The sequence below is a fragment of the Anaeromassilibacillus sp. Marseille-P3371 genome, from assembly GCF_900169665.1.
Taxonomy (GTDB): Bacteria; Bacillota; Clostridia; order Oscillospirales; family Acutalibacteraceae; genus Anaeromassilibacillus.
In genome coordinates this window covers 1,700,013-1,713,602 of sequence record NZ_LT835157.1, presented here as the reverse complement: position 1 = coordinate 1,713,602, position 13,590 = coordinate 1,700,013, and the positions used below count along the sequence as shown (strand labels likewise).

The following is a 13,590-nucleotide window of genomic DNA, read 5'->3' as shown; positions in this document are numbered from 1 at the left end:
AGCCGTGGAAACTTACCACGGCTTCTTCTTTATTGGAGGTATTTATTACCCTTTTTGTATCACAGTGTCTTGCGTGACAATACCATCAATGTTGCCAGGATTTTCGTCCAACTTCATTTCCGCGGGGGGATCACTTTGCTCGGGCGGTTGCGCCCCAGGGCAAGTTCCGTTACACACGGAAAGCAATTGACCACAATATTTACAATACTGTTTTCCTTCGGACTGGTCACATTTACTTTCACAGACGGAAAGCAAGCTCCCACAGTACTCACAGTAGGGGCTAGAATCGCCTTCCTCAATAAGTACCTTTTGATCCGGATCATCAATGGGGGTCGTACCTGCTGGATCACTGGTTACTGCCGAACTGCTGTTCTCCGATGGCTTTTCCTCGGCAGGTTCGCTGCTTTCTGGAGAAGTCTGAGGAGGGATACCGCTGTCCTTGACCGCGTCACTGCCACTACTCGCCGGCGGTTGCACCGGTTCCTGTTCCGGCACACTGCTCGGGTTGTTTTCCGGCTTCGAACTATCTACTCCGGGGTTCTTGACTATGTTGTCGTCGCCATCCGAATCAACAAAATCAGGCTCCTCTGGAACTTCTGGTTCGATTTCCGTTGTAACAATTCCGCTGAGATCAATCTGATGGATATCAACCAAAGAGGTAAGCTCCTTAATCGACATCGCAGCAAGATCACTCGAATTCAGATTTTGATCTGTCTCCGCAATCTTTTTAACAAAGTCCGCTTTTCCAACCGAGATGTTGTTTTCCTTTGCAAAGGATTTCACATCATCTGTAACGGGGTCCCCTTGCTGCAAAATCGTCGCTTTCGTATGATTTTGCTTTAACGTGGTATCCACGCTGTTGGTCACTTTACTTTGTAAGTGCTGCACCTTTTCCGTGTCATCATTGGCTACAGAGATCAAGATTGTGTTTTCTGGACTATCCGCGGACAGATACCCGTCATGAAGCATCGCTTCAATGATGAGGTTTGTTGCTGTCCCCAAATCCATCCGATTCAGGTCCATACCGTCCAAAACGTTTACGGCGTCCTCGTTCAATGCCCGATATTTCACTACCGTATCCTGCGGATCCACAGATAGCTCAATACTCGGGTTCACGTCAATGCTGACAATGGAATCCACTGTTGGTTGAACCATAAAGAAAATTCCAACAAACAACATCAACGCCGCAGCAATCGCACAACTTGCCATTCTAAAGGAGATGATATGCGATTTTGGGTTGCTCTCCTTTTTAAACTCCACAACAGACGAATCATTCTGTACTGCCAGGATCTCGCCCAGTACATCCGGAGTCGCTGTCAGAACGGCATTCCTTAAGGATTGCTTCATTTCTTTCTTTGTCATAGTCTCATATCGCACCTATTCCTTGTAGAAAGTGCTCAGACCAGAACCCAAAAATCAACCAAAACGATCTTCATTTACAGCTTTGTAAAGTTTTTTGATCGCCCTGTTGTAACAGGAAAGAACCGTGCCAATTGGAATATCGAGCAGGGAGGAAATTTCTCGAAACTTGAACCCCTGGGTTACATGTAAGAGAACAATATTCCGCTCCTGTTCGTTCAGGATCTCTAGCGCCTTCTGCAACACCAAATTATCAATGGTATTGGAGATCACATCTACTCCGACGTGGTTCTCTTCTTCTGCGAAGTCAGAAGACTCCTGCCTTTGGGCCCGGCGAAGCTCCATATAGGCCAGATTTCTAGCAATTGTAAAAATCCAAGCCAGGGGCTTTCCCTGAGGAATATAATGTTGTATCGACTTGCGGACGGAAAGATAGGTATCCTGCATCAGATCCTCCGCCGTCGAGTGGCTTTTGACAATGGACAAAAGAAAACAATATACAGAATTCTGCGTGATACAATACAGTTGTTCGAAAGCGGCCCTGTCACCGTCCGCAACCTTTTGCATCAGAGAATCTGACAATCGTTCCTTTTTCCCGTTGTCACGGTTTCCTGGAACCAACATTTTCATCCCTCTATCAACATAATGAACGAGTCATCGTTTTTATTGCAGCCATTAAAAAATTTTTTAAATTTTTTCGCTGCTTTACTATCTTCCTAAATAAAGGAACAGCTGTACTTTGAAACATACCTTATCATTATATCGGAAAAATTCTGTTTTGGGAAGCCCTCTCCGTAAAACGCTTCTAGGTTTTTCACATTTTTCCCCTATTCCAAAGCTGCATAGCGGTTCTTCCTATTTCATATATATCTGAAAAAGGGGGAATCGGCTTGGATGAGGTACGCAAAGGTGGGTATTTTGTACCAGTAGCTGTTTTAGTGGTATGCTGTCTGATTTTCTTACTATTATCCTATCTATCTTACCAAAAAGTTGGAGAGATGGCCTCCAATCTTGCAGCGCGGGAACAGCCCATCGTAGTAATTGACCCTGGACATGGGGGAGAAGATGGTGGGGCGCAAAGTTCCGCGAACGTATTAGAAAAGGACATCAACCTTGCTATTGCGCAAAAACTAGAAAAAATGTTGACGCTTTCCGGGTTTCGTGTGGTTATGACCCGTGAAGAGGACATTTCCATTGGAGACGCTACCTTAGATACTGTAAAAGAGCGGAAAGTCTCTGATCTCCACAACCGTTTAAATTTGATCGAAAAACAGGAAGACTGTATTTTTTTGAGCATTCATCAAAACCATTTTACCAGCAGTCGGTATTATGGTACACAGGTATTTTATTCCACAAATGATCTTTCTAGTCAAGATTTAGCGGAGGCAATCCGAGAGCGGGTCATTGCACTTCTACAACCGGAGAACACCCGTGCTTGTAAACCGGCAACCAGTTCAATCTATCTGTTGTGGAACGCACAGGTGCCCGCTGTATTGGTGGAATGCGGTTTCCTCTCCAATGAAAGTGAGGCACAAAAACTCAACGATCCACAATATCAGGAACAAATGGCCTTTGCCATCTACAGCGGCTTTTTAGATTACTACCAAGCTACCCGTTAAACACTCGTTTCCATATCATTATATTATAAGGGTTCTACTTTCACTTGTTTTTCTTCCCGCGTTTCAGTATAATAATGAATAAGTTTTTGGAAACGATGGGGGATAGCGATAAAATGGCGCCAAAAGTAAAGAGCATCTATGTGTGCTCGGAATGTGGATTTGAATCTGCCAAATGGTATGGGAAATGTCCGGGATGTGGACAATGGAATACCATGAATGAGGAGATAAAAGAATCCATCTCTGCTAAAAGCAGTCTTATATCGGCAAGACCTACGCTTCATCGCCCTATGCGGATCGATGAAATCAGCGCCGAAGAAGAAGCTCGCTATCATACCGGCCTAACAGAGCTCGATCGTGTACTTGGTGGGGGTATCGTGAAGGGATCTCTTATCCTCATAAGTGGGGAACCCGGTATTGGCAAATCCACTATACTGCTGCAAATCTGTGAGTTTTTGGGGAAATCATTGCGTATTCTCTATGTATCCGGCGAGGAATCCGGTCGGCAGATCAAACTCCGCGCTGCACGTCTTGGTGTTCATAGCGAAAACCTTTATATTTTGACCGAAACGGACGTTCAAAATGTCGTGGAGCAAATTCGCAGCGATCAACCCGATTTAGTCATGGTTGATTCTATTCAAACCATGAATTTTACAGATTTAAATTCCTCGCCTGGAAGCGTCACACAAGTGCGCGAATGTACGAATACATTGATGCGCGCAGCCAAAGCGCTGGAAATTCCGATTCTCCTAGTGGGACATGTCAATAAGGATGGCGCTATCGCCGGTCCAAAAGTCTTAGAGCATATTGTAGATGCCGTTCTCTATTTTGAAGGAGACCGACAGATGACCTACCGTATCTTGCGGGCTGTAAAAAACCGTTATGGCTCTACAAATGAGATCGGTGTGTTTGATATGGGGGACAACGGGCTTCACCAAGTGGACAACCCCTCATTGGCTATGTTGGCCGGCCGGCCTATTCATGTCTCTGGGACTTGTGTCACCTGTGTGATGGAGGGTTCTCGTCCCATTTTAGCAGAAATTCAAGGCTTAGCTTCCACTTCAAACTTCGGAAACCCTCGTAGAATGTCAACTGGTTTTGATTATAATCGCATGTCTCTCTTATTAGCCGTCCTGGAAAAACGAGCTGGATACTACTTCTCCAATTTGGATGCTTACATCAATGTGGTTGGAGGGCTTCGCTTAGATGAACCTGCCGCTGATCTTGCGGTTGCCATGGCGCTGGTGTCCAGCCTGAAAGATGTCCCCATCCGTGATGACGCCATGGTTATCGGAGAAGTTGGGTTGGCCGGTGAATTGCGCTCTGTCTCCCGAATGGATGCCCGAATGGGTGAAGCACAACGGCTTGGCTTTCATCGCTGTGTGTTGCCCTATTCTAACTTAAAGCAGATTCATACACAACATGCCGGTATGGAACTGATCGGCGTTAAAGATGTTCGGGAAGCATTTGACGCATTAACTTCATGATAGGATCGTTTTCAAACATGCGGTGGAATTTCGCTTGTCTGTACTTCCGGCCGCACCCGTGGGGTTACTTTGATGCAATGAACGCAACCATCTCCTGTATAGTTTGTGATGGCAGACGGCATCTCCAAGCTACAATAGCCGTCCCGTTGATAAATACAATCCTCATCACATTGAATGATACTCATTCCCATTCACCTCTTTTCATCTGAAAATTATAAAGTGGCATGGATATTTTGATCCTTTTTCGTGAAGAATATGCACGGGTTCTAAAACACGCTTTGACCGACTATATAGATCGGTCAAAGCGTGTTTTTTTGATCGAAAACCTATAGGAGAGAGGAGTATATTTCTTCCCCACACTCACACAATAGAAAAAACGGGGGGATGGCAATGAAAAAATATGTACAGTTATTTTCCTTTACATGTGTAGCAATTGCCGCTATTTTTATAGCAGGAAATGTTATAAAAGGCACTACAGCGCAAGCAACCATAGTAAAGGTAGAAAGCTTGACAGCAGAAAGTTCTGTTACTTGCAGCGGGAAGGTCGAACGTGTGTCCGTACGAAGCGTTTACCCTCCTGCTCCAGCCTCCGTCAAGAATGTCTACGTGGAGGTAGGAGATCATGTAGAAGAAGGGGAGACTTTAATGGACATTCTTGTGACGGCTTCTGCATCAGAAAAGGAAGTATTACAGGAAACATATGCTGCCCTGTTGAGTGAATATACACAGGCTGATTTACCTTTAGCAGATTTCTCTTCCACAGAGCAAGAGGAGGATGAACAGCGTTTATCCGCTCCGATCAGCGGTCAAGTCACTGCTGTATCTATAACCAATCAGGGGACGTTAGAGTTTGGAAAGCCAGCAGTTACTATCGCCAGCGATGAGGGACTGCAAGTTCGTCTTTCCGTCAATGAGTCACAGATTTCAGATATCCAGGTTGGGCAAAAAGCAGAAATCACCGGCGTTGGATTCCATACGTGTTATACAGGGACTGTAAAAAATATATCCTCTGAAGCCAAACAGGTCGTTTCTACGACCGGGCAGGAAACCGTTGTAGAGGTAATTGTAAGTGTTGACAACCCAGGAAACGATATAAAGCCCGGCTATACAGCCAAGGCAAAAATTATTACCGCTCAAAATGATAATGTTTTAATCGCGCCATATGAGGCAGTTCGTGCCGAAGAAGATGGCACGGAATACGTCTTAAAACTGAAAGGGCAACGTGCAGTAAAAACGCCTGTCCAAACAGAAGGAGAATTTGAAGGTGGATTCGGTGTAACTTCCGGAATTGAAGAGGGCGATCAAATTATTATTAATCCTGACACAATCTCGGATGGAGAACACGTCATTGCAACACAAGAGGAAAGGGTAACGGGTGATTCCGATGCTTGATCTGATCCATTCTGCGTACCGAAGTTTGGGTAGAAAGCGCGGCCGTACCGCACTAACAATTTTAGGCATTGCCATCGGGGTCGCTTCTGTTATCTTGATCGGGAATATCAGTCAATGTGGGACAAACGCGCTCACGAATGAACTGGAGAGCTTGGGGCTGGGAGGATTGACCATTTCTTGTAATTCAGAAGCAAATGTAACCCTAGATGAAGAAGAGCTACATTTAGTGAAAGAGTGTAACCAAGTGGAGCAAGCCACCCCCATATTGATGCAAAGCACTTCTGTCTCTGTGAGGAACGAAGATACCAGCGCTTTACTCTGGGGAATCGATACTTCTGCAAATCAAATTGTATCCATCCAAATCCTATATGGTAGAATGTTCAGCAATAAAGAAGTGAGTACTGCAGCCAATGTCTGTTTGGTAGATGAAGCGTTCTCCCAGAAGGCATATCACCGGAGTAATATCATTGGAAAACATATCTCGATTCAATGTGGTGGTTCTTTGGAAGACTTTGAAGTCGTAGGCGTCATTAAGACAGGTAGCGGTCTGCTCCAAAATATGTTGGGCAATTACATTCCCACCTTCGTCTATGTTCCCTATACAACTGTACAGACCGCCCTGGGCCGCAGTAATTTCGACCAAATAGCTGTGAAAATTGATTCTGATAGCAGCGTAGAAAGCGCAGGGAAATCCATCACAGCAATTTTAAATCAAAATAATGGTACAGCAGATGCATTTGTCTCTAATAATCTTGCCAAACAAAAAGATGGACTGACCTCAATCTTGGACATTGTCACGCTCGTTTTATCTGCCGTAGGGGCAATTTCTCTTTTGGTGGCAAGTCTAAGCATTATGACTGTTATGTTAGTATCGGTTAGCGAACGAACACGAGAGATCGGCATAAAAAAAGCCATTGGCGCTAGACAAGTCAATATTATGATGGAATTCCTATTGGAGGCTATTTTAATTTCAGCGATTGGCTGTGCCATTGGAATCATGGTTGGATACCTTGTTTCTTTTGCCGGAGCCTCTCTTGTTGGAATGTCCCTTGGGGTACGATGGGATGTTCTCCTTCTAGCAATCCTATTTTCTTTATGTACAGGTACAATTTTCGGAGTCTATCCAGCCTACAAAGCGTCCAAGCTTCGCCCAGTAGATGCTTTAAGGATGGAATAGATAATAGGGGAAAGTGATCCATAGAATGCCGTCATAGGGTCTAATAACTCTTATACTCCATTCTATGGATATAACTTACCTTAGTGAAACTACTTGACGATAGCTCTCTTGAAAGACTCCACCATACCATCATTCATTTGGTAGTATTTTGTTTGCACATTTACCGTTATTCCAAAGTCTAAGCGCTTCGAATCAATAATCGGATAGGGCGTCTACAAAGACCTCCGCCGTGCGGCAAAGCTCTTTCGGGTCAAAGATATTCACATTTCGCCGCACTCGGCCCGCAAGCTCTACGCGGTGAGTGAGTACCGCAGGACCGGAAGCATTGAGCGGGTGAAGGAACTGCTGAATCACGAGGATGAGGCGGTGACAATCTTGTACGCAATGGCAGATCAACTTGAACTGCGCCGCAGGAAAAAATAAGCCACTGTTTGGTAGCATTCTCTTGTGCTACACTGTATTTACTGCTACCCTTAAATCAGGCGCTGCGATTCCTACGGAAAGGAGGATGGCCAACGCCGATTGGGCAAAACCCTTTATTTTGTCTGCGCAGCGTAAATTGCATGGTCTATTAGGATTTCTAATGGAAATCGAACTGAGAAAGAAAAAAGGAGCCCGTGAGGGGGCTCCTTCTTGTGGGCCTAATGCAATTAGACAAAATAAATATTTTGTATAATTTAGGTAGGAGTAGAATTACATAATACCGTTTTGTAAAACCAAATTTCTCATGGTATAATCGTTTGTAACGATTCGGTGAATGACTTCAATTAACTTTCATTTTATCGAATCTTTCGAAAATCTATATTTAAGAAGTTGATGATACATAATGAAACCAGAATTACTTTCCGAGGCGCCACAAATTATCCGAGAGTTCCTGGGATATTTAGGAACCATAAAAGGAAAATCAGAAAAAACAGTTGAAGAATACTATTTAGACCTACGCACGTTTTTTCGATATATTAAATTATCAAGAAACTTGGTTCCAAATGGTACACCGTTTGAAGAAATTTCAATTGCAGATATCAATATCGATTTGATACGAACCATAACTTTAACCCAAGTATTTGAATATATGAATTATCTAACAAACGTTCGGAACAATAAACCTGCAACACGTTCACGTAAGGTTTCGAGCCTCCGTACTTTTTTTAAATACTTGACCAATAAAACCAATCAACTGGAAGTTAATCCAGTTTTAGAGTTAGAAACTCCTAAGCTACGTTCAGCTCTGCCAAAATACTTAACATTCGAACAAAGTATCGATCTTTTGACAAGAGTTGAGGGAAAAAATAAAGAACGGGATTATTGTATTCTAGTTTTATTTCTCAATTGTGGCTTACGTCTATCCGAATTGGTTGGATTAAATATCAGCGATGTCCGTCAGAGTTCCCACACCATACGAGTTCTTGGAAAAGGAAATAAAGAACGGATTGTCTATTTAAACGACGCCTGTCAAGATGCCATTAAACGTTATCTAGCTGTACGCCCGCACGATGGATTGATCGATCGAAAGGCTCTGTTCATCAGTGGACAACACAAACGGATCAGCCCCAAAACCGTCCAGTATCTGGTCAAAAAGTATCTTGCTCAGATTGACTTAAGTGGTCCTGGGTATTCTGTGCATAAACTGCGCCATACTGCGGCTACATTGATGTACCAACATGGCCATGTGGATATTCGAGTCTTAAAAGATATCTTAGGACATGAGAACCTTGGTACCACAGAGATCTATACCCATTTATCCGATCAGCAGATGGAACAAGCTGCCAATGCCAATCCTTTAGCACATGTAAAGCCGCGTATAAAAAACACTACAGCCATTACATCCCCCGAAAAGGCAAAAGAAAAAGAAGAAGATTCTTCAACAAGAGGGTTACCACATGACATCGAATAAAAGAATACTATACTGCGCATCAACCCCGGGTCATATTTTACACTTTCATCTCCCCTATCTTCGGGCATTTCGTTCTCTGGGATACGAAGTGTGGGTTGCAGTAAATCGCTATGTAGAAATTCCTTTTGCAGATCGGGTCATTTCTTTGCCCTTTGAAAAAAGTCTATTGAGCACCCAAAATATCCACGCAATCTGCGCAGCTCGAAAGTTGTTTTCCGAGCAAGACTTTGCGATTGTTAGCACACATACTACATTGGCAAGTGCAGTAATTCGAGCGGCTCTTTTAACGGTTCCTGCCAAAAAGCGACCTCTCATTTTTTGTACTTCGCATGGTTATCTGTTTTCTGAAAAAGACGGTCTAAAAAAATGGTGTTATCTTTTGCCAGAAAAGCTCTGTGCAAACATTACGGATGTTACATTCGTGATGAACCGCGAGGATCTTGGTATTGCCCAAAAGCATCATCTCTATAAAGGACAACTGTGTTTTACAAATGGAATGGGGCTAGATCTTCATCAATATCGTCCGTACTCGAAAGAAGAACGTAAACATAAACGCAAGGAAGCGGGATACACCGAACAGGAGTTTCTTTTTGTCTATGCTGCAGAATTTTCAGATCGAAAAAATCAAGCTCTTTTGATTCACGCATTTGCGTCCTTTGTTCAAAACCATCCTGAAGGAAGACTTTTATTAGCGGGTAACGGCGCTCTTGAGAAAGCATGTAAAGAACTTGTAAAAACCTTAGGCATCGAAAGACAAGTCTCCTTTTTAGGTTATGTGAAACAGATGGAAAATCTCTATCCCCTCTGTGATGTATCTGTCACTTGTAGTCGAATTGAAGGATTGCCTTTTAATGTAATGGAGTCCATGGCATGCGGCCTTCCTGTAGTAGCCAGCAACATCAAAGGGCACCAAGAACTGGTTATTCCCGGGCAGACTGGTTTTCTGTTCTCCAGCGGGGATCAAGACGCCTGTGCACAGCAGCTGGAAAAAGCCTATCAATCGCGGAGCCAATTTGAATATTACCGAGCCAATGCCTTACAGCACGTTCAACAATATAACTTACAACATGTCCTACCGCAAAATATGGGTTTTTATTTGGATGCTATCGATCAAATAAAGAAAATGAATAGTCAATAGAAAGCGTTGATTTTTATTGACTATTCGCATAAGACTATCAATGAATCCATATCTGACAGTCTGATAGACAGTAAATAAGCAACGGAATATAACACAACAGCCGGACGGATAATAAATCCGCCCGGCTTTCTTACTGAAAGACCTCATATAACCATGTTACAGAAAAGTAAAATGCTTGTCCCAATGATTCTTTTATCTTAACTTTCTTAACTTTTTATCTTTACCCTAACTTTGCCCGCGGATGACACTGATTATATACCTCTTTAAAATGATCGTTCAGTAGATGTACATACACCTGTGTGGAGGATATATCTGCATGCCCCAACATCGCTTGAATGTCCTTGAGATCTGCTCCATTTTCCAATAGATGCAGAGCGAAGGAGTGGCGTAAAGTATGCGGAGTAATCTCCTTTATGATACCTGCCTGTTCTGCATATCCTTTTACGATCTTCCAGAATCCCTGTCGGGTCAAACGCTTTCCATTCAGATTGGTAAACAAAGCTTGTCCGCCATCCGGAGAAAGGATAAGACTGCGTACACGAAGAATATAGTCCGATATAGCTGCAACTGCTGTCGCATACACCGGGATCATACGCTCTGATTTGCCGTTTCTACAACACAACATTCCAGCCCGTAGGTTGATGTCATTGACATCGAGAGCCACCAATTCCGACGAACGAATTCCTGTCGCATAGAGTAACTCCAACATAGCCTTATCGCGGCAGCCCTTCGGTTCCGTTGGATCGGGCTGGCTAAGGAGTAAGTCAATTTCCTCCCCGCTTAGAATCTGTGGCAGCTTTTTCGGCGTCTTTTCCAGCTTTATGTTTCGAGCTGGATTAGCAGTTGCCAAGTTATTCTGCATCAAAAAATAATAGAAGCAACGGATCGATGCCACATTTCTTGTAATTGTCGCACTGGACTTTTTTAACTCCAACAAACGATCGACGTATCGTTCCATTTGGGCTTCATCAACCAAGGCAGGGTCATCCATTCCTTGCTGCGATAGATACGCAAGAAAATGCTCCACATCCCGAAGATAGGAGTCCAGCGTATTGTCTGAGACATTTTTTTGATTCACCAAGTAGTCGCTGAAATCCAAACAAAAGTCTTTCATGTTTCTTCTACCCCTTAAAACGAAAAAAGCCCCGCAAAGCAAACCGTTGTCAACAGGTCAAGAAGCGCTGCCAAAAAACACATCGCTAAAACAGCGCCGTAGCGAAGGCAGTAAAGTTTCATCCCTGAACCGGCAGTCCCTGTGATCCGACGGGAGAACCGCATACTCTCCCTTCCTGCCAATAATAAAGCCAAACAACATACAAACGCACCGGGAAGGATGACCAAGAAGTGAAAAATCACTCCATGAAAACCGTGAGCGGCATATAAATAACCGGAAGTCAAGCCCAATCCTAAACCACGAAAAAACAAAACTGCTGGAACTGCAAAGACTCCCCATAATGAAAGGCCACAAAGGAAACACACCAGCACAAACAAAAAAGAGGACGCAAAAGATGCAGAAAAAACAGAAAAAGCCGGCTGTGTCGCCCTTTCCTGGAAGTTGCTATAAAACAGAAAATCCATCTTGTCCAGAATGGAAGGCGCTACACTTCGAGTGACAATCGCACCTGCGATCATTCCTACCAGGAAGCACAACGCTAAAAAAATAGCTGCTGTATTGGCACGAACCGCCTGGATCAAACTGGCTTTGTCAACTAGACGCCCCTTCCACTTATCAAGCTGAAAAACGTTTGTCCCTTTTATTTTCATGAAACCGCCTCCCCAAAGGTTGCTCACTTTAAAGGTATGCGCGGCTCGGGACAAATATGATTTTCTGTTCCTTCCTTTGAAAAAGCCTCCCGCTCTTATCAAATTATCTAGTATATACTATAATACATTTCAAAATGTAGTGCAATATCCCAAGACATATTTCTTGCATTTTCATACATGTATATCTTTTGGATACATTTCAAATTATGTAAACTTAATATTTTTATGTAAACTAGATTATGTAAAATCAATTTGCATAAAAATACACGCGGGTGTATATTCCGCATCCGCGTGTATTTAACGCCGTTTATTCGGCCAAAGCAGCCTGAATCATCACTGCACATTCCAAGCGCTTCTGCTCCAACGCACAGGCAATTTCATGCGGCTTATGAATGTCCCCTTCATATTGCCAGTTATTAGCATTACAGCCGCCACTACAATAGAATTTTGCCCAACAATTCTTGCAACGCTCTTTGCTGTAAACATTTGCCAGTGCAAATTCATTTTTCCGTTCCAAATCGTAACTGCCATCCAGTACATTCCCCATCTTCCAATCGTCCTCTCCAACGAACTGATGGCAAGGGAAAATGTCTCCCTCTGGTGTGACCGCTACATATTCATTGCCACAGCTACAGCCGCGTAGGCGTTTGATCGCACAAGGACCTTGATTCAAATCGATCATAAAATGGAAGAAATTGAATCCCTCTCCCGCCTTTTTACGGGCGATAATCGTGTTCGCCAAACGTTCATATTCCTCGAACACTCTTGGGAGATCCTCCTCCTGAATGGAATAGCTAAGCTTGGGATCGGACACTACGGGTTCTACAGAGACCTGATCAAAACCAAGGTCTACCAAGTGAAGAACATCTTCCGTAAAGTCCAAGTTATACTTGGTAAATGTACCACGAGCATAGTAGTCCTTGTCCTTTCCGCGGGTGGCAACCAGTTTCTGAAAACGCGGCACGATCGTATCATAACTGCCGCCTCCATTTGTACGGATACGAAGGCGGTCGTTGACCTCTCTGCGCCCGTCAATCGAAAGCACCACATTGGACATTTCGCGATTGATAAAATCGATCTTATCATCGCTCAACAGAAGGCCATTGGTTGTGATGGTGAACCGGAAATTCTTATTATGGGGCTTTTCGAGGCTCCGCGCGTAAGCGACAGTCTCTTTGACCACTTCGAAATTCATCAATGGCTCTCCACCAAAAAAATCCACTTCCAGATTATGCCGTGTTCCTGACTTTTCCACCAGAAAGTCGATGGCTTTTTTAGCGACCTCCAATGGCATCAGCATTCTGCCGCGTCCAAAGTCCCCCTTTGCTGCAAAACAGTATTCGCAACGCAAATTGCAGTCATGCGCAATATTGAGACACATGGATTTCACAGGCGCATTTGTCATCATTGAGGCAAACTTTTCGTATTCATCAGCAGAGAACAACTGTCCAGACGTATATAGCTCGCGCAATTCTGCATAAGCCTGGGTGAGGGTCTTTTCATCAAACTGGCCACGAAGCGCCTCCAACATATCCTGAGGTGGTGTTTCCGGAACACAATCTTCTTTTTCCAGATAATCCAACATCAAATACGGTGCTTCCTCAAAGAGATGTACTGCTCCACTATTCGTATCCATTACGATGCGATAGCCATTCAAACGATATTTATGTATCATGTACTTTTCCCCATTTGCACAAAATTTAAGGGACAGATTTCCCTGTCCCTTTGGTTTCTTGGTTTATACGCGATTCGGCTGGCCACAC

Annotated in this window: 14 protein-coding genes; 7 read left to right on the top strand and 7 right to left on the bottom strand. The window is 43.7% G+C overall.

Annotated elements, in window-relative coordinates:
- Positions 1-45: 45 nt before the first annotated feature.
- Complete coding sequence (locus tag B9Y59_RS06615; RefSeq protein ID WP_085532500.1) at positions 46-1,362, bottom strand: anti-sigma-I factor RsgI family protein; 1,317 nt, start codon at positions 1,360-1,362, stop codon at positions 46-48.
- 54 nt (positions 1,363-1,416) lie between these two features.
- Complete coding sequence (locus B9Y59_RS06610) at positions 1,417-1,983, bottom strand: RNA polymerase sigma factor (protein ID WP_143255248.1); 567 nt, start codon at positions 1,981-1,983, stop codon at positions 1,417-1,419.
- A gap of 266 nt (positions 1,984-2,249) precedes the next feature.
- Between B9Y59_RS06610 and B9Y59_RS06605 the strand changes: the two genes are divergently transcribed.
- Both B9Y59_RS06605 and radA read left to right on the top strand, forming a co-directional pair.
- Positions 2,250-2,978, top strand: coding sequence for an N-acetylmuramoyl-L-alanine amidase (locus B9Y59_RS06605; protein WP_085532498.1), 729 nt, complete (start codon positions 2,250-2,252; stop codon positions 2,976-2,978).
- 113 nt (positions 2,979-3,091) lie between these two features.
- Positions 3,092-4,462, top strand: a complete 1,371-nt coding sequence (radA, locus tag B9Y59_RS06600) for a DNA repair protein RadA (RefSeq protein WP_085532496.1) — start codon at positions 3,092-3,094, stop codon at positions 4,460-4,462.
- An 11-nt stretch (positions 4,463-4,473) separates the two neighbouring features.
- On the opposite strand, the gene B9Y59_RS15700 is transcribed toward radA, so the two are convergent.
- Positions 4,474-4,647 (bottom strand): hypothetical protein, encoded by a 174-nt coding sequence (locus tag B9Y59_RS15700; protein WP_153802335.1) that lies wholly within the window; start codon positions 4,645-4,647, stop codon positions 4,474-4,476.
- A gap of 205 nt (positions 4,648-4,852) precedes the next feature.
- Between B9Y59_RS15700 and B9Y59_RS06595 the strand changes: the two genes are divergently transcribed.
- Together B9Y59_RS06595 and B9Y59_RS06590 are read left to right on the top strand one after the other, a co-directional pair.
- On the top strand, positions 4,853-5,854 hold the full coding sequence (locus B9Y59_RS06595) for an efflux RND transporter periplasmic adaptor subunit (protein ID WP_085532494.1): 1,002 nt from the start codon (positions 4,853-4,855) through the stop codon (positions 5,852-5,854).
- Positions 5,847-7,031, top strand: coding sequence for an ABC transporter permease (locus tag B9Y59_RS06590; RefSeq protein WP_054323160.1), 1,185 nt, complete (start codon positions 5,847-5,849; stop codon positions 7,029-7,031). The genes B9Y59_RS06595 and B9Y59_RS06590 overlap by 8 nt, the downstream gene beginning before the upstream one ends.
- Before the next feature lie 192 nt (positions 7,032-7,223).
- Here B9Y59_RS06590 and B9Y59_RS15695 read toward each other — a convergent pair whose 3' ends face one another.
- A complete protein-coding gene (locus tag B9Y59_RS15695; RefSeq protein WP_085532492.1) occupies positions 7,224-7,472 on the bottom strand; it encodes a hypothetical protein in 249 nt (82 codons plus the stop codon).
- A 67-nt stretch (positions 7,473-7,539) separates the two neighbouring features.
- Between B9Y59_RS15695 and B9Y59_RS16055 the strand changes: the two genes are divergently transcribed.
- The 3 genes from B9Y59_RS16055 (at position 7,540) to B9Y59_RS06575 (ending at position 10,063) form a co-directional block, all read left to right on the top strand.
- Positions 7,540-7,707, top strand: coding sequence for a hypothetical protein (locus B9Y59_RS16055; RefSeq protein ID WP_207651496.1), 168 nt, complete (start codon positions 7,540-7,542; stop codon positions 7,705-7,707).
- Positions 7,708-7,857: 150 nt separating this feature from the next.
- A complete protein-coding gene (locus B9Y59_RS06580; RefSeq protein ID WP_085532490.1) occupies positions 7,858-8,925 on the top strand; it encodes a tyrosine recombinase XerC in 1,068 nt (355 codons plus the stop codon).
- Entirely contained in the window at positions 8,912-10,063 is a 1,152-nt protein-coding gene (locus B9Y59_RS06575) for a glycosyltransferase (RefSeq protein WP_085532488.1), read from the top strand. The genes B9Y59_RS06580 and B9Y59_RS06575 overlap by 14 nt, the downstream gene beginning before the upstream one ends.
- Before the next feature lie 220 nt (positions 10,064-10,283).
- On the opposite strand, the gene xerD is transcribed toward B9Y59_RS06575, so the two are convergent.
- The 3 genes from xerD to scfB all read right to left on the bottom strand — a co-directional run bounded on the left by xerD (position 10,284) and on the right by scfB (position 13,502).
- Entirely contained in the window at positions 10,284-11,177 is an 894-nt protein-coding gene (xerD, locus tag B9Y59_RS06570) for a site-specific tyrosine recombinase XerD (protein ID WP_054322961.1), read from the bottom strand.
- A 14-nt stretch (positions 11,178-11,191) separates the two neighbouring features.
- Positions 11,192-11,827, bottom strand: coding sequence for a stage II sporulation protein M (locus tag B9Y59_RS06565; protein ID WP_085532486.1), 636 nt, complete (start codon positions 11,825-11,827; stop codon positions 11,192-11,194).
- 307 nt (positions 11,828-12,134) lie between these two features.
- Positions 12,135-13,502 (bottom strand): thioether cross-link-forming SCIFF peptide maturase, encoded by a 1,368-nt coding sequence (scfB, locus tag B9Y59_RS06560; protein WP_085532483.1) that lies wholly within the window; start codon positions 13,500-13,502, stop codon positions 12,135-12,137.
- Between the last annotated feature and the right edge of the window lie 88 nt (positions 13,503-13,590).

Excerpts from the sequence above, each read along its gene's own strand:
- B9Y59_RS06615 (WP_085532500.1), bottom strand. The coding sequence starts at position 1,362 with ATGACAAAGAAAGAAATGAAGCAATCCTTAAGGAATGCCGTTCTGACA.
- B9Y59_RS06610 (WP_143255248.1), bottom strand. The coding sequence starts at position 1,983 with ATGTTGGTTCCAGGAAACCGTGACAACGGGAAAAAGGAACGATTGTCA.
- radA (WP_085532496.1), top strand. The coding sequence starts at position 3,092 with ATGGCGCCAAAAGTAAAGAGCATCTATGTGTGCTCGGAATGTGGATTT.
- B9Y59_RS15700 (WP_153802335.1), bottom strand. The coding sequence starts at position 4,647 with ATGAGTATCATTCAATGTGATGAGGATTGTATTTATCAACGGGACGGC.
- B9Y59_RS06595 (WP_085532494.1), top strand. The coding sequence starts at position 4,853 with ATGAAAAAATATGTACAGTTATTTTCCTTTACATGTGTAGCAATTGCC.
- B9Y59_RS06590 (WP_054323160.1), top strand. The coding sequence starts at position 5,847 with ATGCTTGATCTGATCCATTCTGCGTACCGAAGTTTGGGTAGAAAGCGC.
- B9Y59_RS15695 (WP_085532492.1), bottom strand. The coding sequence starts at position 7,472 with ATGCTACCAAACAGTGGCTTATTTTTTCCTGCGGCGCAGTTCAAGTTG.
- B9Y59_RS16055 (WP_207651496.1), top strand. The coding sequence starts at position 7,540 with ATGGCCAACGCCGATTGGGCAAAACCCTTTATTTTGTCTGCGCAGCGT.
- B9Y59_RS06580 (WP_085532490.1), top strand. The coding sequence starts at position 7,858 with ATGAAACCAGAATTACTTTCCGAGGCGCCACAAATTATCCGAGAGTTC.
- B9Y59_RS06575 (WP_085532488.1), top strand. The coding sequence starts at position 8,912 with ATGACATCGAATAAAAGAATACTATACTGCGCATCAACCCCGGGTCAT.
- xerD (WP_054322961.1), bottom strand. The coding sequence starts at position 11,177 with ATGAAAGACTTTTGTTTGGATTTCAGCGACTACTTGGTGAATCAAAAA.
- B9Y59_RS06565 (WP_085532486.1), bottom strand. The coding sequence starts at position 11,827 with ATGAAAATAAAAGGGACAAACGTTTTTCAGCTTGATAAGTGGAAGGGG.
- scfB (WP_085532483.1), bottom strand. The coding sequence starts at position 13,502 with ATGATACATAAATATCGTTTGAATGGCTATCGCATCGTAATGGATACG.